This window comes from Pantoea sp. E2023-21 (assembly GCF_051302795.1).
Lineage (GTDB): Bacteria > Pseudomonadota > Gammaproteobacteria > Enterobacterales > Enterobacteriaceae > Pantoea > Pantoea ludwigii_A.
Map to the genome: position 1 here is coordinate 2505325 of NZ_CP195344.1, position 21279 is coordinate 2526603.

Genomic DNA, 21279 nt, shown 5'->3' on the forward strand with positions numbered 1-21279 from the left:
GGATGACATTATGCAGCTGACAATGCGTTGGTTTGGTCCAAAAGAAGATAAAGTTTCTCTGGAATATATTCGCCAGGTGCCGGGCGTACGCGGTGTGGTTGGCGCACTCTATGACGTGCCGGTGGGTGAAACCTGGCCGGTTGACAAGATCAACGCGCTGGTTGAGCAGGTGCATGCCGCCGGGCTGACAGTGGAAGTGATCGAAAGCGTTAACATCCACGACGACATCAAAATCGGTTTGCCGAGCCGCGATCGATACATCGAAAATTATAAGCAGAGCATCCGCAATCTGGCCGCCGTCGGCGTGAAGGTGATCTGCTACAACTTCATGCCGGTGTTTGACTGGATGAAGACCGACATGAACTACGTGCTACCTGACGGCTCGCTCACCATGGCGTTCGAGAAGAAAGGCATCGATAAAAGCCTCGACGAAGTGGTGCAGGAAGTTCTCGGCAATTCGAATGGTTTCGCCCTGCCGGGCTGGGAACCGGAACGTCTGGCGAAAGTGCAGGATCTGTTTGCCCAATACAAAGATGTTGATGACGCTAAACTGCGCGAAAACCTCGCTTACTTCCTCAAAGCGGTGATCCCGGTGTGTGAAGAAGTGGGCGTGAAGATGGCGATCCATCCCGACGATCCACCGTATTCGATCTTCGGCCTGCCGCGCGTGGTGAAAAACCGCGACGATCTTGATTGGATCTGTAATGTGGTCGATTCTGAAGCCAACGGCATTACGTTGTGCACCGGATCGATTGCAGAAGATCCCAACAATGATGTCTACGCCATTCTGGCCGAGTTCTCGCGCCGCAAACGCATCCCGTTTGCCCATGTGCGTAACATCAAAATCATTCAGGACAAAGATTTCTACGAGTGCGCGCACCCGACGGAATACGGCTCGCTGGATATGTATAAAGTGCTGCAATCGATGTATGACAACGGCTTCGATGGCTACATCCGCTCGGATCATGGCCGCTTTATCTGGGGCGAAACCGGCCGGCCGGGCTATGGTTTGTACGACCGCGCACTCGGCACCACCTATTTGCTGGGACTGTGGGAAGCGCTGGGTAAGCGCTGATTTTTCCTCAGGTGCGCATGAATGCGCACCCTACAACACTCGCCATTGTTGGGTCGCCATTCATGGTGACCGATTCACGCATAGTTCACCGCACAACATATCAAACCCGCGCGACTCACTTGCCGTTAAATATGTACAGTTAAACTGTACATATTCAGCGGAGACTCATCATGTCAGAACAGAACAAAGCCGTGGTACGCCGTTTCAATCAGCAGGTGATTGCCGAAGGCGATCGTCAGGCTTTCGATCAGCTCGTCGCGCAGAATTTTATTAACCGCTCCGCGCCGCCCGGCGCGCCCAGCGATGGTGAAAGCTTATGGCACACGTTCGATCAGATCCTGCGCCCCGCGTTCTCTGATTTGCAGGTACACATTGAGGATCAGATCGCCGAACGCGATTGGGTTACCACGCGCAAAAGCATCCGCGGCGTGCACAGCGGATCGTTGATGGGCATTGCGCCCACCGGTTTAGCGGTGACGATCGCAGTAATCGATATGGTGCGCATCGAAGCGGGAAAATACGCTGAACATTGGGGCATGAACACGCTGGCGGCGGTGATCGATCAGCTGCGCAGCGCCAGCGCGGCGGATTAAAGCAGCTTACGCAGCGCCGCCAGACCCGCTTGCAGATCGTCACGATCCTGCTGGTTAAGCGTTGCGTCAATGCGTGCGGCAATCCAGGCAACACGCTGTTCGCGCGCCGCGGCCAGCGCAGCGCGGGCCCGATCGCTGAGCACAATCACTTGCGCCCGCGCGTCCTGCGCGCTTTTCTGCCGCAGCACCAAACCCTGCGCCTCCAGTTCATTAATCACTAATCGCATGCTTTGATGCTTCACGCCGCGCAGCCGTGCGAGGTCGGCGATGGAGAGCGCGTCATGGCTGTCGAGCAGATCTAAGGTTTCATATTGCGAAGTGCGCACGGTCGCGGTGCTTACCCGCACATTGCGTACGAAGTGGCTGACAAGCTGGCGGAGCGCTTCCGCCAGCTGTTGAGTTTCAGTTTCAGTGGTCAAAGAGGGCATTCCTGCGCGCTATCAATGCCCCCATTATAGAAAACCTATCGCCAGGCTTTAAACAACAAACTGGCATTAACGCCGCCAAAGCCAAATCCGTTAGACAATGCATAGGTCATTGCGGTCGGTTGTGGCTGCAATGCCACCAGATTTAGCCCGGCAGCGGCTTCATCCGGATACTGCAGATTCAGCGTTGGCGGTGCAATTTGATCGCGCAACGCCAGAATCGAGAAGATCGCTTCCACCCCGCCCGCAGCACCCAGCAGATGTCCGGTGGCGGATTTGGTGGAAGTGATCGCCACATTGCTGCCGGCAAACAGCGAACCGATCGCGGCCAGTTCGCCTTTGTCGCCCACCGGCGTCGAGGTGGCATGCGCATTAATGTGCTGCACCTCAGCAGGCGAAATGCCGGCCTGCGCCAGCGCGCTTTCCATCGCGCGTCGTGCCCCTTCGCCATTTTCTGGACCGGCGGTGAGATGGTAAGCATCGGCGCTGGTGCCGTAGCCCACTAACTCCGCCAGCGGCGTCGCGCCGCGCGCCTGAGCATGCTCCAGCGATTCAATCACCAACAAACCCGCGCCTTCGCCCATCACAAAGCCGTCACGGTCACGATCAAACGGACGCGAAGCCTGCTCAGGACGATCGTTAAAGCCGCCCGACATCGCTTTCGCCGCCGCAAATCCGGCCAGGCTGACGCGATGGATCGCCGCTTCGGTGCCGCCGCACAGCGCAATATCCGCTTCGCCACTGCGAATCAAGCGGGCGGCATCACCAATCGCCTGCGCACCCGCCGCGCAGGCGGTCACCGGCGCGCCAATTGGCCCGCGAAAACCGTGCGCAATGGAAACATGTCCGGCGGCGAGATTGGCCAGGAACGAGGGAATAGTAAACGGCGACAGACGACGCGGCCCACGTTCAGCTGTGGTTTCCACCGCGTTGGCGATTTCGTTAAAGCCGCCAATGCCGGTGGCGATGACCGTGGCGGTACGTTGCTGCGGCCCCACATCCTGCGGAAACCAGTTGGCCTGCGTCAGCGCTTCATGGGCCGCCACCAACGCAAATTCGATAAAGCGATCCATCTTTTTGCGATCTTTGGCGGCAATGATGCCGTCGGGATTAAAGCCGTGCTGCGGATCCTGCCCTAACGTTGGCACCTGTCCGGCGATCTTGCAGGCAATGTCCTGCACCATTTCCGGCGGTAAGGCGCTAATACCCGACTTTCCCGCCAGCAGCGACTGCCATGCCGCTTCCGTTCCACAGCCCAGCGGCGACACTAATCCCATGCCAGTAATAACAATTTTTGTGCTCATTGATCGCTCCTTCCAAAGGTGTGCGTATCCGGGGTGCCCTGCTTACAGCGACGGCGGCGCAAACTTTTGCGTGTGATCTCCGGCGTGCTTTTTCTGCAGGTAGTCGTGGCGATAGAGAATCATCGGCGACGCCGCCGGGCCCGGTACCATCTGATATTTTTCCAACGCGAGCGGCTGGCCATTGTCGCTATCAACCAGTTGCACTTGTACCGGCCGCTGCGTGGCGATTTCCACCAGCTGCATCTGGCGACCTTCCGGCGAGAAGTGTGTGCTGCCCCACTCCGCCAGCGCCAGAATCACGCTGCGGAAATCGCGCCCGGCGGGCGTCAGGTGGTATTCAAAGCGTGCCGGGCTGGTGCTGTAACACACCTTCTCAAGCAGCCCATCCTCCACCAACTCTTTTAGCCGACGTGAAAGAATATTGGGCGCCACGCCGCTGCTTTTCTGGAATTCATCGAAGCGGGTAAAACCGGCCAGCGCATCGCGCATGATCAACATGCTCCAGCCATCACCTATGCGGCCAAGGCTGCGCGCGATGGGACAAGGCATGTTGCAGAGAGGTTGGTTTTTCAAGGTTGGATATCCGACATTGTTCTGGTGGCGGATACTGTTGCAGAATGACTTTCATTTTGCAAGTAACTTGCAGAATGAAAGTCATGATGGCGATAAAAAAGGTGCGCATGAATGCGCACCCTACAACGACTCGGTACGGATTTGTAGGGTCGCCATTCATGGCGACCGGGGCTTACGTCCGCACCCGCAACGCCGCCTCAATCTTGTCGGCGATCTTGGTGACGACATACGCAATCACCATGTAGAACACCACGGCAACCAGGAAGGCTTCGAGATAGTAGAAATTGAGCGCTGCAGTCAACTGTGCCTGCGCAAAAATATCCACCACTTCAATGGCAAACGCCAGCGACAGCGCTTTCATGATCACCATAAAGGCGTTCGCCAGATCGGGGATCGCCGCCACGATAATCTGCGGGAACATCACCCGACGGAACAGCTGGCCGCCGCTGTAGCCAAGCGACAACGCCGCGTCCGATTGTCCGCTATCAAACGAGTTAAGCGCGCCCTTCCACACTTCCGCCTGAAACGCCGCTACGCAGGCGCTCAAGGCGACAATGATGATCACCCAGTTTGGCAGCGAGTGCGCATTCACTTTCACGCCAATGAGCGTGGCGACAAAGTCCAGCGCCGGCGGCAAACCGTAATAGGCGAGGAAAATCACCACCACCATCGGCACGCCCTTGAAGGCAATCTTGTAAGCGATCACCAACTGGCGCAGCACCGGTATGCGACGATGCTCCACAAAAGCAAACAGCCCGCCGAGCAGCGTTGAGCAGATAAACACCGTCACCGCCATCAGCAACGTTACCGGCACGGCATCGAGAATGCTCCAGAAGTCCGGTAGCAAAACCTCAAAATCAAACATGGTTTCTCTCCCTTATCAGACGCTGGTGAATTTGACGCGTGCAGCGGTTTTCGAGCTGTATTTCGCGTGACGTTGTTCGAAGTAACGGATAATCAACCAAGCCACGCCGCACAGCAGCGAATAGAGCACCGCCAGCACCAGATAGGTACCGAACTGATACTGGTTGTAGTCGCGTTCCATGATCAGATGCGCGGTCGCCATCACATCCGCCGCACCGATGTACATCACCAGCGCCACGTTGTGAATCAGATAGATAATCGCATTGCCGTAGCCAGGCAGCGCATAATGCACCGCTTGCGGTCCGACTATGCGCAGCATTTTCTGGCGGAAGCTGTAGCCCATGCTATCGGCGGCATCGTGCTGGCCGCTCTCCACGGCGAGAAACGCCGGGCGCATCACTTCCGACAAATAACCGCCGTGATAAAGGCTCAGGCCAATCATCGCCGCAATATTAGCAGTGACAAAATCGCTGAAGCCAAACTGCTCGGCCACCAGCGGCAAGCCATAAAAAGCGACAAACAGCTGCAGCACCACCGGCACGCTGCGCGCATACGAGACGTACAGATCGACAAACTGGCTGATGACCGGAATGCGGCGCACGCGGAATACGGTGGCGATCAGCGCCAGAAAGAACCCGACGATCATCGCGACAAACATTATGCCAAGCGTCAACGGCAGCGCCGAGAGCAGCTCGGGAATCATCGAAGATAGATTCACGGTGAAACACTCCTGCAAAAAAAGAGCCGGTGAATGCGTCGTAGGGGCGGCCTTCAGCCCGCCCTTGCCAACGCATCATCGAGCACAGTGAATCTATTACTTCATGTACTTCGTGACATCTTCGCCAAACCACTTCTGCGCCAACTTATCCAGCGTGCCGTCGGCTTTCAGTTCTTTCAGCGTTTTGGTGATGTCATCATTCAGCGCCTGGTTCTCGGCAGAACGGTGAATCAGCACGTAAGTATTGTTGACGGCCACCGGCTCGCTGGCTTTGATCGCCAGTTTCTGGTTGTCGATCACCGTTTGCTCACCGAGGTTAGAAGGCAGGATCAGCGCATCATATTTACCACGCTGTACTTCTTTCAGACGATCTGGATACGGCACGCCCGCGCTCGACGCTTTGATATCGACTTTGTCGTTCGGGTTGTCTTGCTGCCACTGCGTGACGAATTTGTACACACCACCGCCGGCGGTGACCGGCACGATATTTTTACCGACCAGATCTTTCATGCCGTTGATATTGCTATCGCTGCGGCTGTAAATCTTCATCAGGCTGGCGCCAATAGGTGCATCGGGAATCAGGAACTGTTTGCTACGGGTCGCCGCTTTGTAATAGCCGCCGCTCGCCATGTCATATTTACCGGTCGCCAGACCGGTTTCCTGGGCGATATCCGCCGCACCTTCCATCACGAATTTGTACTGCGGCAGTTTGGCATTGATGGCTTTCAGCACGTCCGGCTCGTAGCCCTGCGGCTCGTGGCCAATCGCACCCCACGACAGCGGTTTAGACTCCGCTGCAGTCGCGATTTTGATGGTGCGCACCGCGTCCGCGAAGCTGTTGCCGCTGATGAGCGCCAGTGCGATGATGCCAGGCGCGGCCAGGCGACGAAATGTGGTTTTGATTGCAGGCATGTCGTTGATTCCTTTAATTATTAGAATACGCGTTCTGAATTGAGGAACTGTGCAAGGCGTGGCAGGGTTGGATTATCAAATATCTCACTCGGGCTGCCCTGCGCGGCCACCACACCCTGATCCATAAAGACAATGCGGTTGGAGATACTTTTGGCGAACTGCATCTCGTGCGTCACCAGCAGCGAGGTAATGCCGGAAGACGCCACATCTTTAATCACTTTCAGTACCTCGCCCACCAGCTCGGGATCGAGCGATGAGGTCGGCTCATCAAACAGCATGACGTCCGGACGCACCGCCAGCGCACGGGCAATGCCGGTACGCTGCAGCTGACCACCCGAAAGCTGGGATGGATAGTGATCGAGCTTGGCACCCAATCCCACACGATCCAGCTCCTGCACGGCGATGTCGCGCGCTTGCTGCTTAGTTTTACGTTGAATGACGATCAGCGGATCCATCACGTTTTCCAGCACCGTCATGTTTTTGAACACGTTGAACTGCTGGAACACCATCGCGGTACGCAGGCGGATCGCCTGGATCGCCGCTTTATCTGGTGCCTGATAATCCATGCGAATTTGATCGAGCTGTATAGTGCCCGACGCCGGTTTCGCCAGATAGTTGATGCAGCGCAGCAGCGTGGTTTTACCGGTACCGCTTGGCCCGATGATCGACACCACATCGCCGCGTTTTACTGACAAATCGACGCCTTTCAGGATCGGTGTGCTGCCGTAAGCGAGCTTAATATTGTTGAGTTCTAACATGCAGCAGCCCTTATTTATTCAGATCAGCATGGCCAAGCACATGCATCAGACGGTTAGCCCAGCCAAAAATGGCGATGGCGTGGATCAGATCGATAATCTCCTGATCGTTCATGCCGACCGCGCGCAGTGCCGCCATATCCTCGGCGCTGGCTTCTGCTGGCGTGACTGACAGGCGGCGAGCAAAACGGTAGATCGCCGCGTCACGCTCGCCCAGCGCATCAGCGCGATCGAAGTAGATCGCACTCACCACCGCATCACTTTCTGCCAATTGCGCATGGCGGCGCGCGTGAACCACTGCGCAATATCTGCAGCCGTTGACGATTGAAGCCCCTAACGCACCGAGCTCCCGATCCGCGCGATCCAATCCGCCCTCTACATACATAATGGCGTTGAACAGCACGGTGCGCGCCACGTAGCTGTCGGGATCGTGTGCCAGCGTGCGCACATATTCCGAGATCTTCTTATTAGATGGCGTCACTTTCATCGCATCGAGCTGCGCAGGTGTGGCATCTGCCACCTCAACCGGCGTGATGTAAGGGTGCCAATACAGAGGCTTAAGATTAACCGACGGAATCATGCAGACCTCAACAAACGTAATCCGGCCGCGACGCGCGTCTGGAAGTTAACAAAAGCGATCAGTTCAGAGAGCGCCACAATCTGCGGATTGCTCAATCCTGCCTGCTCCAGCAGGCGAATATGCTGCTCGGTGGCGTTCATCGGCTGCTGGGTAACGAGGTCGGCGTGGCGCGCAAGGGTTGCCAGCGGTTCAGCCAGCTCGCTTGCGCCAGCTGCCAGCGCCAGCAGTTGATCTGATGGCTGCAAGGTTGCCAGCTGCGCCTGATAATCGGCTTGCAACTCGGCATCGTTATTGAGCATCGCCATGCGCTGCGCCAGCGCAAAACGCACGCCCGGCGCTAAGCCCTGATCGTCATTAGGTGCCAGCACCGATAGACGGCACTGTTCCGCGCCATCAACAAATTCCGGGCGCAGGCGGCGCGTTCCATACAGCGCATCTTCAGCGTTTAAGCCCACTGCGCGATCAATTGCGTCACTCACTGCGCGTTCTCCTGGTTGAGTAAGGGCGTGGAATCCACCCATTCGTCGCCCTGCAATTCAGGGGTGTCAAAAGCCTGTAAGTTGGCGTAATGCTGCTCAATGTCTTCGGCAAACAGCGAAGCGGTAATACCGCGCACCAGACGGTCGGCACCGGCGCTTACTGCCGGAATGTCACCTGAGACTTTGCCGTGCGTTAGCATCGCGGCATCGTTGAAGCAGTGAATATGCGCAAGCAGCGGACATGCGCCAGGCGTTAATTCACGGAATTCGAATGCGGGGCCGAGATCCGGCGCTTCCAGCAGATTGGCGCGCGGCGCGCCCATCTCTGGCTGATAGCGTCCGTCACGCCAGCTACGGATATGCGGCGCGAGAGCGGCAAACTCTGGGCGACCGTGGAAATCGTTGCTAAAACCGGTGGCGGCTATCAGGAAGTCATAGCGCATCGGGCCTTGGGTGGTTTCAATCAGTAAGCCATCGCCTGCTTGTTTTACCGCGATAATGCCGCAGTCGAGGAAGAAGCGCGCATTGGCATGACGCGACACGCGCAGTGTCGAGGAGCGCGGAGGCGGGGTTTGCGTGGCGGCGGTGTAATCGACAAACTTCCATTTCCACGCGTCCGGCACCTGATGCATGCCGTGTACCACGCCCTGACTGCCAATGCCGGTCATTTTATTAATGCGCGGCATCTGTTTGCGACGAATCAGCAGATCTACCGCGCCCGCGCCGTTTTCCAGCGCGGTGGCGGCGTTATCCATCGAGGATGCGCCCGCGCCAATTACCGCAATGCGCTTGCCCTGCAGGGCAGAGAAATCAATGTCGTCGGCGGAGTGCGCCCAGAACTGGCGATCAATACCCTGCAGGAAGTCCGGCACAGCAAAGCCGCCGAGACCAGAACGTCCAGTGGCCAGCACCAAACGACGGGTGTAAATGCGGCCGGTTTCGGCACCGCTGAGATCGAGGGCAATCAGATCGCCTGTAAAGGCAATATGGGTGACGCGCACGTTATTGCGCACCGGCAGATTCAACACCTTGCGATACCAAATCAAATAATCCATCCATTGCGCTTTGGGAATTTTATCCAGCGCCTGCCAGGCGTCTTTGCCCCACTGCGCGGTGAACCACGCGCGGAACGTCAGCTGCGCCATACCGAGCGCTGGACCGTGCAATGACTTCGGCGAACGCAGCGTTTCCATGCGCGCAAATGTCACCCACGGACCTTCCAACCCGGCAGGTGCGGCATCATACGCCACCACATTAGTGATGCCGGTGAACTGTAATTTGGCCACCGCCGCCAGCCCGCACATGCCCGCACCGATCACCACCACGTCACGCACGGGTGCGCCATCCTGCGTGCGCTCTGGCACCCAGGATTTCGCGGGCAGTTCAAGATATTCCAAATCCTGCTGAAGCTGGTCTTCCAGCGCGGCAAGGCCATCGGCGGCATGAGTCATACACATTTTCCCTGAAAGAAGCGGCAGCCTGAATGCGGGCGAAAACCACTCAAGCGCGGTGGTAAATTTGCATTTTCATTATCCCCATAACACATAGTTAAAGGGTAATAATCACCAAACCGCATAGTAAGAGCTAAGATTTCGCATAATCCTCTTGCCCTAATTCGGAGTCAAGAATCACGCTCAGCTTTTGACCAATGGATTTCTTATATCTTATGCCAGAAATGTTATAAGGCTTTTAAGAGGAAATTTTTCATACGCTGGCTGATGACTTAAATCACGCACCTTCCGTAGCGGCGCGATTTATCGCGCAATAAATTGCGCCGCTACAAAATACGATTTGGCTAAGAGGTTTAATCCTGATTAATCAGGCGCATAATGCGTGGATGCTCGCTGGCGGATAGGCGTTCAAAACCGGGCAGCAAATCGGCGGCAGCGCGGGCGATTGCCTCGACCAATGACTGTGCGGCAGCGGAGATTTGGCGCCCCTGCGGCGTGATGACACCAAAGTAGTAAGGAATATCCTCCTCAAGCTGGCGGATCGCTACACCGGCCAGCGGCATGCCCCAGGCGGTAACGGGTTCGAGAATGGCCACGCCGAGTCCGGCGCGTACGCAGCCAAGCATATTAGCGGATGAGTTGGTTTCGATGGTTTCATGCAGCGGCGTTTTGACCTTTTTCAGCGCTTTTTCATAGCGCCCGCGCAGGCGCTGCGGGCTCCAGGGCGCAATCAAACGGCGTCCGGCCAGGCTGCTCAACGACAGCTGCGTGTGCGCGGCCAACTCATCATTTTCCGGCAGCGCCACTACGCACTGCGACTGTCCAATCCAGTGCAGCTCCACCGCGTGATGTTCCAGCGGCAAACTACATAAACCGAGATCGGCTTCGGCAGTTATCACCGCATGTGCGGTATTCACGGCGGATTCACTGATGATCTGCACTTTGTTCTGCAAGTTAAGCGCGGCCAGTGCCTGTGGCAATAACCCCGCCGCCAGCGCGGGCGTGGCGGCAATGCTCAGTGGACGATGCTGCTGATGGGCAATCTCCTGCGCACGCAGGCGGATCTGTTGCAATGAGAGCAGCGCCTTCTGCACGTACTGATGCAACTGCAGCGCCTCTTCCGAGGGATGAATACGCGGTCCGTTGCGGATAAACAGCGGATAACCCAGCGATTGTTCCAGTTCCTGAATCAAACGCGACACCGCCGGCTGCGAGCGATTAAGCGCCTTCGCCGCCGCCGTAACGCTACCGGCGGAGATCACCGCCGAGAAGGCTTCCAGCTGCCGCAAATCCAGGTCGTTTAAAATGGTCATCGCGCGTTTATCCCCTAACTCATTGATCATTCCCGACATTGGCGCGGGAAAGTTTTCATCATAGAGAGAGTCGTGGCAATTAGCCACTGGATGGAAACAGCGCTACAGCTTCGCCGTCAGCTGACCCTCATGCTCATGCATTAAGCGCAGCATCTCGCGCAGAAACGCATCTTCGTTGCCCTTCTGCCAGGCAATGCTCAGCGGCAAACCTTTAATCTGTTCCGGTAAATCCAGCGCAATATAGCGCACGCTGTCGCTATTCATCGTGCGGTACGACGCAGGCACCACGGCCAATCCCAAACCGGCCGACACTAAACTCAGAATGGTTTGTTTCTCTTCGGCGAACTGCGCGATGTGCGGCGTAAATCCCGCCAGTTTGAACAAATTCATCGTCAGATCGTGGCTGTGCGGGCGCGTGCGGCGATCGGGAATAATCATCGCTTCATGCTGAAAATCAGCCACCGCCACCCGTTCGCGCTGCGCCAGCGCATGCTGAATTGGCACCGCCAGCACGCAGCTTTCACGGGTAATAAAACGCACCGCTAAAGACGCATCGATACTTTGCGGTTCGCGGATAAAAATCATATCCAGCCAGCCCGATTTTAATTTCGGGATTAAATTAATGGTTTTGTCTTCAATAATATGAATATCACTGTGCGGATGCAGCGGCACAAATAAGTTGAGTAAAGCCGGAACTAATCCGCACGCGGCGCTATCGATGGCGCCAATGCGTAATGTACGACGTTCATCTTTTAATCCCACTTTAAATCGCTGCGCCAGCGCATCAAATTGATCGATTAACTTGCTGGCCTCGTCAAAAAATATTGCACCTTCGGCGGTTAATGAAACATTGCGCGTCGAGCGATTTAACAAGCGCACGCCAAGGTCTTCTTCCAGTAAACGGATGAAGCGAGAAAGTGACGCAGGCATCATTTCCATTCTTTGGGCAGCGCGCCCGAAATGGAGTTCTTTGCCTACGGCGACAAAACAACGCAATTGATTTATATCCACATTTCCCTCGCCCGTTGATTATGCAAATACTTTATATAATCCACGCCTGATGATCCGCTAAAGCAAAACTGCATACTGAACGCGAAGACAAAAAAATAATACTACCCCTACACAATCTGGAGCACTTTAATATGAACTCTCACCTCGAAAAAAGGGTGATGCGTAAAGTGACGTTACGCATTGTGCCCTTCATCATGCTGCTCTACTTCATCGCCTTTCTCGATCGCGTCAATATTGGTTTTGCTGCATTAACCATGAATCAGGATTTAGGTTTCTCACCCACGGTATTTGGTTTTGGTGCCGGAATTTTCTTCCTTGGTTATTTCCTGTTTGAAGTGCCGTCGAATTTAATTCTGCATAAAGTCGGCGCACGTATCTGGATCGCCCGCGTGATGATCACCTGGGGATTAGTCTCCGGCTGCATGGCCTTCGTGCAGGGCACCACCAGCTTCTATGTGCTGCGCTTCCTGCTCGGCGTAGCGGAAGCCGGTTTCTTCCCCGGCATCATTCTCTATCTCAGCTACTGGTTCCCGGCGGCGAAACGCGCACAGGTCACCGCCATCTTTATGGCTGCCGCACCGCTTTCAACAGCACTGGGTTCGCCGATCTCTGCTGCGCTGCTGGAGATGCATGGCCTACTGGGCTACGCCGGTTGGCAATGGATGTTTGTGCTGGAAGCCATCCCGGCGCTGCTGTTCGGTATCGTGGTGCTGTTCTACCTCACCGACCGTCCGGCAAAAGCGAAGTGGCTGAACGATGAGGAGCGCGCCTGGCTGGAAAACACCATGCGGGCGGAGGAACAGGCGCGCGCCGCCAATCAGAGCCACAGCAGCGCATGGCGCGGACTGGCTGATAAACGCGTGTTAGCGCTGGCACTGGTCTATTTCGGCACCTCAGCGGGCTTGTACACGCTGGGCATCTGGTCGCCGCAGATCATCCGCAGCTTTGGCGCATCCTCAATGGAGATCGGTTTCCTCAACGCCTTCCCGGCGGTAATCGGCGTGATCGGCATGATCCTGTGGGCGCGCCATTCGGATCGCACCAAAGAGCGCAGCTGGCACGTGATTAGTGCCTGTTTACTGGCGGCAGCCGGACTGATTTATGCCGGCAACGTCAGCACGCTGTTTACGGTGATTATCGCCCTGACGCTGGTGACCGTTGGTATCAGCGCCTCCAAACCGCCGCTGTGGAGCATGCCGACGCTGTTCCTCAGCGGTCCAGCGGCGGCGGCGGGTATCGCCACCATCAACTCGATTGGCAACCTCGGCGGTTTTGTCGGCCCGATGATGATTGGCGTGATTCGCCAGCAAACCGGCAGCTACAGCTGGGGCCTCTATTTCGTGGCGGGACTGCTGGCGATCTCCGCCATCGTGGTTCTGCTGCTCTCTGCCAGCGGCAATAAGCCGCAAACGGCGGAGCTTCCTCATCCTCATACTCATTAATCTGGAGAAACAACATGCGTAACTATTCGATTGCCGCTATTCCCGCAGATGGTATTGGCCCGGAAGTGATCTCTGCCGGTGTGGAAGTCTTGCACGCGCTGACGCGGCAGGATCCGCAGCTGAAGTTCGATGTAGAGACCTTTGACTGGGGTTCGGATTACTACAAACAACACGGCGTGATGATGCCGGAAGATGGCCTGCAAACGCTGAAGAAGTTCGATGCGATTTATTTCGGTGCGGTGGGTGCGCCAGACGTGCCGGATCACATCACGCTGTGGGGTTTGCGTCTGCCGATCTGTCAGGGCTTTGACCAGTACGCCAACGTGCGCCCCACAAAAATCCTGCCGGGTGTGACGTCACCGCTACGCAATCGTGGTCCTGGCGATCTTGATTGGGTCATCGTGCGGGAAAACTCTGAGGGCGAATACTCCGGGAACGGTGGGCGAGCACACCGCGGTTTGCCGGAAGAGGTGGGCACTGAAGTAGCGATTTTCACCCGCGTCGGCGTGACGCGCATCATGCGTTATGCCTTTAAACTGGCGCAGTCGCGCCCGCGTAAACTGCTCACCGTGGTGACCAAATCCAACGCCCAGCGTCACGGCATGGTGATGTGGGATGAGATTGCCGCCGAAGTAGCGCTAGAGTTCCCGGACGTGCAGTGGGACAAAATGCTGGTTGATGCCATGACGCACCGCATGACGCTGCATCCACAAAGCCTCGACACCATCGTGGCCACTAACCTGCACGCCGATATTCTGTCGGATCTGGCTGGCGCGTTGGCGGGCAGTCTCGGCGTGGCGCCGACCGCCAATATCGATCCCGAGCGTCGCTACCCGTCGATGTTCGAACCGATTCACGGCTCAGCGTTTGATATCACCGGCAAAGGCATTGCTAACCCGATCGCCACCTTCTGGACCGCGGTGCAGATGCTGGAGCATCTCGGCGAGCGCGACGCGGCGGCGCTGATTATGCAAGGCATCGAGTTTGTCTGCGCCAAAGGCATTTTGACCCCGGATGTCGGCGGCACGGCCAACACCGCCGAGGTGACGCGTGCGGTAGTGCAGTTTATTACGTCCAAAGCCAGCGTGGCAGAAGCCATCTGATTTGCCCTGTGCGGGGCCAATCATCGCACCTTTCGTAGCGGCGCGATTTATCGCGCAATGAATGCGCCGCTACGACTCGTGCATGCTGTGATTTTGATTTGCACCCTAAGCGCTTTTCATTAACAGTCTCTGCATACCCTTGTTTTCGCAGGACCTCGCATGATTGACTCAGGCAGAGAAGCCAGACCGAACTCCCATCACACCCTGCTGTTAGCGTTATTGGTCGCCGTGACCTTTTTTATGGAAAACCTCGATGCCACGGTGATCACCACCGCGATTCCACAAATGGCGCGGGATTTCGCCTCAAGCCCGGTGGCGCTGAATATCGGTGTTAGCGCTTACTTACTTGCGGTGGCAGTTTTTATCCCGATGAGCGGCTGGCTGGCGGAGCGCTTCGGCGCACGCACGGTGTTTGCCAGCGCCATTCTGATTTTTACCCTCGCTTCCATCCTGTGTGGCCTGAGCGACACGCTGGCGATGTTCACGCTCAGCCGTATTCTGCAAGGCATTGGCGGTGCGATGATGGTGCCAGTGGGTCGCATGGTGGTGCTGCGCGTCACCGAGAAAAAGGACATGGTGAAAACCATCGCCTTCATTACCTGGCCGGGGCTGATTGCGCCGGTGCTCGGTCCGCCGCTGGGTGGTCTGATTGTTACTTATGGCCACTGGCCGTGGATTTTCTGGCTCAATATTCCGCTCGGCATCCTCGCGATCATCGCCACCGCTTATCTGGTACCGCAGTTCAAAACAGAGCAACCGCGCCGGTTTGATGTGCAGGGCTTTGTGCTCACCGCCACCGCCTGCACCTCACTGATTATTGCGCTGGAAGCGCTGGGACAGATGCATCTCACGCTCGGCATTCCACTGTTACTGCTTGGCGTGCTGTGTAGCTGGCTGGCGTATCGTCATAGCTTCCGCCATCCGCAGCCGCTGCTGCCGTTTAGTGCGATGAAAATTGCCACGTTCCGCAATGCGGTGATGGGTGGATCATTCTTCCGCGCCTCAATCAATGCGGTGCCGTTTTTACTGCCATTGCTGTTCCAGCTGGGTTTTGGCTGGAGTGCGGCGCAGGCCGGCGCGATGGTGCTGTGGGTGTTTGCCGGTAATCTGGCGATGAAACCGGCCACCACCTGGCTGATGAAGCGCTGGGGTTTTCGTCGGGTGCTGCTGGTTAACGGCGTCATCAGTCTGGCGGCGATGCTGAGCTGCCTGCTGCTCAATCCGTCACTCGGCTATTTCGCGATTGCGGCGATTTTGTTTATTGGCGGGCTGTCACGTTCGCTGCAGTTCAGTTGCTACAACAGCCTGGGCTTCGCCGATGTGCCGCAGGCCAAAATGAGCGATGCCTCGGTGGTGTTCAGTATTTTCTTCCAGTTCAGCATGAGTGCAGGTATTGCATTGGCCGCGTTGTTCCTGCGTGGCGCCATGCTGTGGCACGAGCATACGACGATTGCACAAAGCGACATCCATGTCGCCTTCGCTGGCGTCGCCGTGTTGGTGCTGCTGTCGCTGTTTGATGTGGTGCGACTGGAGAAAAATGCCGGTGCGCAGGTGCTGGTGAAATAAATACTGCACTATAAGCAAATATCTCATTATTAGCCCTCAGGGCTTAAGGGCTAATAATAATTTTGCACATTAAAATCGACGAAAAAACAAAAAACCACTTTAATGCTGATTGATTTCATCACTTTGTACCAAGCTGGAAATATAAGCGAAGCGGACAACAACCTCTCAATATTTTATTCATCGAGCTTTATTTATTAAAAATAAAAAAACAACGGAATTAAACTACGAAAAATAACTGAGCAATATCAACACAGATAAGATAACTCTTAATTACAGTGCCTTGTGCGTTAGGCTTTTACGACTAGCCTTAAGTAGCAAGTCAAATATTAGTTATCCCACTTATCTGAGGTATTTATTATGACAACACCACGTGGAGGTTCAGGCAATTTTGCCATGGACCCAGAAAGAGCCCGTGAAGCGGGAAAAAAAGGCGGCCAACTGAGCGGCGGTAATTTCCGTAATAATCCCGAACGGGCAATTGAAGCCGGACGAAAAGGCGGAAAAAAAAGCCGGCGCGTAGTGGATAAATCACCAGAGTGACGTTATTGCGGCGGCTACAACTTCAGGTCGCTCGTCGCAATAACATTCTTCAATGTCAGGAAAAATATATTATGAGCAATGACAACAAAGAGCACTTTCTCGATTGGGTAAGGGATGCGCATGCGATGGAAAAACAGGCCGAAAAGATGCTGGAAAAGATGGCAGCGCGCCTTGAACACTATCCCGATCTTAAATTGCGAATCGAGCAACATATTGTGGAAACACGTGAACATCAGGTGCTGGTGCAAAGCGTGATTGATCGCTATTCCGAGTCACACTCGGTATTGAAAGATATCGCCGGCAAAATCTCCGCCTTCGGCCAATCAATCGGCGGCGTGATGGTGGAAGATGAAGTGGTAAAAGGCGCCATCAGTGGCAACGTGTTTGAACACCTGGAGATCGCCAGTTACACCTCGCTGATTGCAGCGGCGCAGCATCTTAACGACCACGTCAGTGCTGACGTGTTTAGCCGCATCCGCGATCAGGAAATTGCGATGGCCGATTGGACCTTAGCGTATTTACCCGCGGTGACGGAGCAATATTTGATACGTTCCTCAACGCCGGGCGTCGAGGCCAAAAAATAGATCCTCCCGCGAGATTCTTCCATTTTTCGCAACAATGACTTCGCTAATTCGGCTATTCTGCCGCTAAATTGTCTGTGCGAACCTTTGGTCAGGCTCGGGCCCCTCCCGAGCATCACCCAAGGAACCGCCAACATGAAACTCTATCACTTTCCCCTTTCTGGCCATGCTCACCGCGCTCGCCTGTTCCTGTCATTGCTGGATGTACCGCATGAGGTCATTGATGTCGATCTCAAAAATGGCGAAAACAAAACCCCGGCATTCCTCGCCATGAATCCGTTCGGCCAGGTGCCGGTGCTGGAAGACGACGGCGAATATATTGCTGACTCCAACGCTATTCTGGTCTATCTGGCGAAGAAAACCGGTCGCAGCGAATGGCTACCGGAAGATGCGCTGGGCGCGGCGGCGGTGCAACGCTGGCTGACCGTTGCAGCCGGTGATATCGCTTTTGGTCCGGCGGCGGCACGTTTGATTACCGTATTTGGTCGCCCTTTCCACCCGGAGGAGGTGATAGCCCGCGCGCATCTGGTGCTGTCGCGTATTGAGAAGCATCTCGAAGGCCGCGCATGGCTGGTTGGCGATCGTCCCACCATCGCGGACATCGCACAGTACAGCTATATCGTTGGCGCGCCAGAAGGCAACGTTGACCTTTCCGGCTATCCGGCAGTGAACGCGCTACTGCGTCGCATTGAAGCGCTGCCGGGCTTTGTGCCCTTCCCACAAACTGCGGCTGGCCTGCGCAGTCAGCGTTGAGGAGAGGATGATGGGCGAGAAACTGTCAGTGTGGCATCAGGGTGAAGTTGCGCTCCAGCAGCAGGCTGGCGTGGCGGAGCGCATGGCTGAAGTCGGCCAGCGCGTGATCCGCGATCACATGCCCGATCAACATCGAGACTTCTACGCGCAGCTGCCCTTTATTGTTGCCGGCAGCGTCGATGCGCACGGCGACGCGTGGGTCACGCTGCTGGAAGGCCAACCCGGCTTTATGTTCTCGCCCAACGCCACCACGCTGGATATCGAAGCGCATCCGCATCAGGGCGATCCGGCGGCGGCGGGTATGCACGATGGTGCGCCGGTTGGGCTGCTCGGCATCGAACTGCATACGCGGCGTCGTAACCGCATGAACGGCGTGCTGCACGCGATTGGCGGGGGTTTTCGCGTAGAGGTGGAGCAGAGTTTTGGCAACTGCCCACGCTATATCCAGCTGCGCGATTTTCATTTTGCGCACGATCCCGCCGAGCCTTATCACGGTGAAGTGGAAACCCTGATCGCGCTGGATGATGCCGCCCGCGCCACCCTCGCCGCTGCGGATACGTTCTACGTCGCCACCTATGCCGAACGTCAGGTTGATGCCTCGCATCGTGGCGGCAAACCGGGTTTCGTGCGCGTCAGTGAGGATGGCCTGCTGACCATTCCCGACTTCAACGGCAATCTGTTTTTCAACACGCTCGGCAATATCCATCAAAATGGCAAAGCAGGCTTGTTGTTTGTTGATTACGCCAGCGGCGACACGTTGCAAATGAGCGGCGATGCCGAGGTCATTCTCGACTCGCCGGAGATCGCCGCGTTTCAGGGTGCAGAGCGACTGTGGACATTTCGCCCGCGCCGAATGGTGCGTCGACGTGCCGCTCTCGCCTTGCGATGGTTAACGCAGGCCGACGGTGCAGCGCCCAGTTCACTGATGACCGGGGACTGGCAAAAGGCCGACGAGCGCCTGCAAGCCACAGCACGGGCATCGCGCTGGCGTCCGTTTAAGGTTACGCAGGTGGTGGATGAGAGCGCCACGATTCGCTCGTTTCATTTAATGCCGGATGACGGCGCGGGTTTGTTGCCGCATTTGGCCGGTCAACATCTGCCGATTCGCGTGCAATTGCCCGATACAGATAAGCCGTTGATGCGCGCTTATACGCTGTCGGTGGCGCCGTCGGATGGCTTTTACCGCATCAGCGTCAAGCGTGAAGGTGTGGTGTCGCGCTACCTGCACGATCACCTGACGGCTGGCGATACGCTGGACGTGCGTGCGCCAGCGGGTGATTTCACGCTTGATGCTCATGCATCACGCCCGGCGGTGCTGCTTGCCGCTGGCGTTGGCATCACGCCGCTGCTGGCGATGCTGCGCCATCTGATATTTGAAGGACAACGCAAACAGCGCCTGCGCCCGACGTTCTTTTTCCAGTCGGCACGCAGCAAAGCCGAGCGCCCTTTCGTGCGCGAACTCGACCAGCTGCGGGCGGCGGCGCACGGCGCGGTAACAATGATACGCGTGCTGAGCCAGACAACGGATGCGGAACCCGGCACGGATTACGACTTCGCGGGACGCATTGATATGGCGCTGCTCTCGCGGGTGCTACCGTTTAACGATTACGACTTCTATCTCTGCGGCCCGCCGGCGTTCACGCAAGCGCTGTACGATGGCTTGCGCACTTACAATATCGCGGATGACCGCATTCACGCCGAAGCCTTTGGGCCGTCGTCGCTGCAGCGCACGCGCTCTGTTGTGACTGAAGAAAAACCGCTGGCGCCAGTGGCGACGCATTCGGTGCCGGTGAAGTTTATGGATTCACTGAAAGAGGCGCGCTGGACGCCGGATGCCGGTTCGCTGCTGGAGCTGACCGAAGCGCGTGGCCTGAGCCCGGCATTCAGCTGTCGCGCCGGACATTGTGGCAGCTGTAAAACCCAACTGCTACAGGGCTCAGTGACCTATAAAACGCCACCGAGCGCCCGCGTGGCCGAGGATGAAGTGCTGATTTGCTGCGCACTGCCAGCGCAGCAAGATGGCGATGAGCAGGCGATTCACCTGGCGCTATAGGCGGCGAGGTTTACAGTGTTTGGGTTTTAAAGATATCGGGCCGGGTTATTACCCACGCGTTATTACCCATGCATAGTTCGGCGCATAGTTCGGCTTATTCACGGCTTCATAGCCAAACTTTTTACACAGCCAAGCCGCGATGGTGGTGAAAAGGGTCATTCTGCGCAGTCTGGCGAAAACCGGATATGCATTTCTGCGCTGTCGTTCATTCTCACATTGCCCGGGATGCACGATGACAGAGAATTATACTTATCAGGGGCAAGGTACAGATTTCAGCAGTAGTATTTTGACACTGATTACCAAGGCAAAAATAGACTGATGCTCATTCGTTAATAATCAATGGAACTAAATTTCGTTCACTGTGATTATCTAACACTATGATTGCATTAATATAGATGGCGAAAAAATTCATTGAAACACTAATACTGAACGGTGTGGGATTTGGGCATGATGATGGGTTTGCTTGACCAACACATAGCTTATCAAGCTAAACCAGCACCCCTGTTTTATTTAACGAACCCAGGTATTCTCCCTGTCGTTTTTTAACGGTAGCAATAAATACAGGCCATTGACTGAAAAGTATCCTCGGCATACGCGCAGGTTTCCCATCCAGATAAGCATAGGCAAAATACTCTGCCTGTCGCTGTAGTTCCTCACTATTTATCATCTGGTTATCTCCTTTATAACGTGACGTGTCCGGAGTCATAACGGCTATATTAAGCGGCTGACGAACCAATAATCTGCATTGGATTAGCGGCCAGGTTTATAATCGTCTTAACTTTGTTTCAGCGACCCATTAAATCAATCAGCAGATCCCATCCGGCGCGTAAAAACGTCGAGAAGATATTTGTGAGTGATTTCAAACAGAAGTCCGTGCAGGTTCAAAAGCGAAAAAGGCCGCCTGTAAGGCGACCTCTTCCGGCACTTCCTTTTGCGACCATCTGTTATTTATAAAGCTCAGCGGTCATGTGAACAACGTTGCCGTTGCTGGCTTCAAGGATTTTGTACTGCTGGCCCTGCTGCTGTGCCTGTGCGGCGATTTTCGCTTCCGCGCCATCCAGTGTCAGGGAAGTTGCAGTAACAGTTTGCGCGAAGCTGGCTGCTGACATCAGTGAAAGAGCGGCTACAGCGGCGATAGACATTGCTTTGATAGTTTTCATGGTCATATTCCTTAGTATGTATGGTTGA

22 protein-coding genes are annotated in these 21279 nt (G+C 55.8%); 9 read left to right on the forward strand and 13 right to left on the reverse strand.

Annotation, left to right across the window (positions count from 1 at the left end):
* Positions 1–10: 10 nt before the first annotated feature.
* Together uxuA and ACRQ84_RS11660 are read left to right on the forward strand one after the other, a co-directional pair.
* Positions 11–1075, forward strand: coding sequence for a mannonate dehydratase (gene uxuA, locus ACRQ84_RS11655; RefSeq protein ID WP_483816134.1), 1065 nt, complete (start codon positions 11–13; stop codon positions 1073–1075).
* A gap of 170 nt (positions 1076–1245) precedes the next feature.
* Positions 1246–1668 (forward strand): ester cyclase, encoded by a 423-nt coding sequence (locus tag ACRQ84_RS11660; RefSeq protein WP_064738577.1) that lies wholly within the window; start codon positions 1246–1248, stop codon positions 1666–1668.
* Here the strand turns inward: ACRQ84_RS11660 and ACRQ84_RS11665 are convergent.
* From ACRQ84_RS11665 to ACRQ84_RS11720, 12 genes are all read right to left on the reverse strand, one after another.
* Entirely contained in the window at positions 1665–2096 is a 432-nt protein-coding gene (locus tag ACRQ84_RS11665) for a MarR family winged helix-turn-helix transcriptional regulator (RefSeq protein WP_483816135.1), read from the reverse strand. The genes ACRQ84_RS11660 and ACRQ84_RS11665 overlap by 4 nt on opposite strands.
* Before the next feature lie 35 nt (positions 2097–2131).
* Positions 2132–3397 (reverse strand): beta-ketoacyl-ACP synthase II, encoded by a 1266-nt coding sequence (gene fabF, locus ACRQ84_RS11670; RefSeq protein ID WP_483816136.1) that lies wholly within the window; start codon positions 3395–3397, stop codon positions 2132–2134.
* A 42-nt stretch (positions 3398–3439) separates the two neighbouring features.
* Complete coding sequence (locus tag ACRQ84_RS11675; protein WP_483816137.1) at positions 3440–3970, reverse strand: winged helix-turn-helix transcriptional regulator; 531 nt, start codon at positions 3968–3970, stop codon at positions 3440–3442.
* 172 nt (positions 3971–4142) lie between these two features.
* Positions 4143–4835, reverse strand: a complete 693-nt coding sequence (locus tag ACRQ84_RS11680) for an amino acid ABC transporter permease (protein WP_483816138.1) — start codon at positions 4833–4835, stop codon at positions 4143–4145.
* 15 nt (positions 4836–4850) lie between these two features.
* Complete coding sequence (locus ACRQ84_RS11685) at positions 4851–5537, reverse strand: amino acid ABC transporter permease (RefSeq protein ID WP_196762321.1); 687 nt, start codon at positions 5535–5537, stop codon at positions 4851–4853.
* A gap of 111 nt (positions 5538–5648) precedes the next feature.
* The gene (locus ACRQ84_RS11690; protein ID WP_483816139.1) at positions 5649–6464 is read right to left on the reverse strand and encodes a transporter substrate-binding domain-containing protein; all 816 of its coding nucleotides are present in this window, start codon (positions 6462–6464) and stop codon (positions 5649–5651) included.
* Between the two features lie 20 nt (positions 6465–6484).
* Positions 6485–7222 (reverse strand): amino acid ABC transporter ATP-binding protein, encoded by a 738-nt coding sequence (locus ACRQ84_RS11695; protein ID WP_064738570.1) that lies wholly within the window; start codon positions 7220–7222, stop codon positions 6485–6487.
* A gap of 10 nt (positions 7223–7232) precedes the next feature.
* Positions 7233–7799 (reverse strand): peroxidase-related enzyme, encoded by a 567-nt coding sequence (locus ACRQ84_RS11700; protein WP_483816140.1) that lies wholly within the window; start codon positions 7797–7799, stop codon positions 7233–7235.
* Positions 7796–8278: a CMD domain-containing protein gene (locus ACRQ84_RS11705; protein ID WP_483816141.1), complete on the reverse strand. Its 483-nt coding sequence runs from the start codon at positions 8276–8278 to the stop codon at positions 7796–7798. Before ACRQ84_RS11705 ends, ACRQ84_RS11700 begins: the two co-directional genes overlap by 4 nt.
* Positions 8275–9729, reverse strand: coding sequence for an NAD(P)-binding domain-containing protein (locus ACRQ84_RS11710; RefSeq protein ID WP_483816142.1), 1455 nt, complete (start codon positions 9727–9729; stop codon positions 8275–8277). Before ACRQ84_RS11710 ends, ACRQ84_RS11705 begins: the two co-directional genes overlap by 4 nt.
* A gap of 353 nt (positions 9730–10082) precedes the next feature.
* The gene (locus ACRQ84_RS11715) at positions 10083–11042 is read right to left on the reverse strand and encodes a LysR family transcriptional regulator (protein ID WP_196762317.1); all 960 of its coding nucleotides are present in this window, start codon (positions 11040–11042) and stop codon (positions 10083–10085) included.
* A 102-nt stretch (positions 11043–11144) separates the two neighbouring features.
* Complete coding sequence (locus tag ACRQ84_RS11720) at positions 11145–12053, reverse strand: LysR family transcriptional regulator (protein WP_483816143.1); 909 nt, start codon at positions 12051–12053, stop codon at positions 11145–11147.
* A gap of 131 nt (positions 12054–12184) precedes the next feature.
* On the opposite strand from ACRQ84_RS11720, the gene ACRQ84_RS11725 reads away from it, so the two are divergent.
* The 7 genes from ACRQ84_RS11725 to ACRQ84_RS11755 all read left to right on the forward strand — a co-directional run bounded on the left by ACRQ84_RS11725 (position 12185) and on the right by ACRQ84_RS11755 (position 20091).
* A complete protein-coding gene (locus ACRQ84_RS11725; RefSeq protein WP_483816144.1) occupies positions 12185–13495 on the forward strand; it encodes an MFS transporter in 1311 nt (436 codons plus the stop codon).
* A gap of 14 nt (positions 13496–13509) precedes the next feature.
* A complete protein-coding gene (locus tag ACRQ84_RS11730; protein WP_064738563.1) occupies positions 13510–14598 on the forward strand; it encodes a tartrate dehydrogenase in 1089 nt (362 codons plus the stop codon).
* Between the two features lie 159 nt (positions 14599–14757).
* The gene (locus ACRQ84_RS11735) at positions 14758–16164 is read left to right on the forward strand and encodes an MFS transporter (RefSeq protein WP_483816145.1); all 1407 of its coding nucleotides are present in this window, start codon (positions 14758–14760) and stop codon (positions 16162–16164) included.
* 357 nt (positions 16165–16521) lie between these two features.
* Positions 16522–16704 (forward strand): con-10 family general stress protein, encoded by a 183-nt coding sequence (locus tag ACRQ84_RS11740; RefSeq protein WP_007893075.1) that lies wholly within the window; start codon positions 16522–16524, stop codon positions 16702–16704.
* A gap of 71 nt (positions 16705–16775) precedes the next feature.
* Positions 16776–17288, forward strand: a complete 513-nt coding sequence (locus tag ACRQ84_RS11745; protein WP_483816146.1) for a ferritin-like domain-containing protein — start codon at positions 16776–16778, stop codon at positions 17286–17288.
* Positions 17289–17420: 132 nt separating this feature from the next.
* A complete protein-coding gene (locus ACRQ84_RS11750) occupies positions 17421–18038 on the forward strand; it encodes a glutathione S-transferase family protein (protein WP_483816147.1) in 618 nt (205 codons plus the stop codon).
* A gap of 7 nt (positions 18039–18045) precedes the next feature.
* A complete protein-coding gene (locus ACRQ84_RS11755) occupies positions 18046–20091 on the forward strand; it encodes an FAD-binding oxidoreductase (RefSeq protein ID WP_483816148.1) in 2046 nt (681 codons plus the stop codon).
* Between the two features lie 944 nt (positions 20092–21035).
* On the opposite strand, the gene ACRQ84_RS11760 is transcribed toward ACRQ84_RS11755, so the two are convergent.
* Complete coding sequence (locus ACRQ84_RS11760; protein WP_224933836.1) at positions 21036–21251, reverse strand: YdgH/BhsA/McbA-like domain containing protein; 216 nt, start codon at positions 21249–21251, stop codon at positions 21036–21038.
* Between the last annotated feature and the right edge of the window lie 28 nt (positions 21252–21279).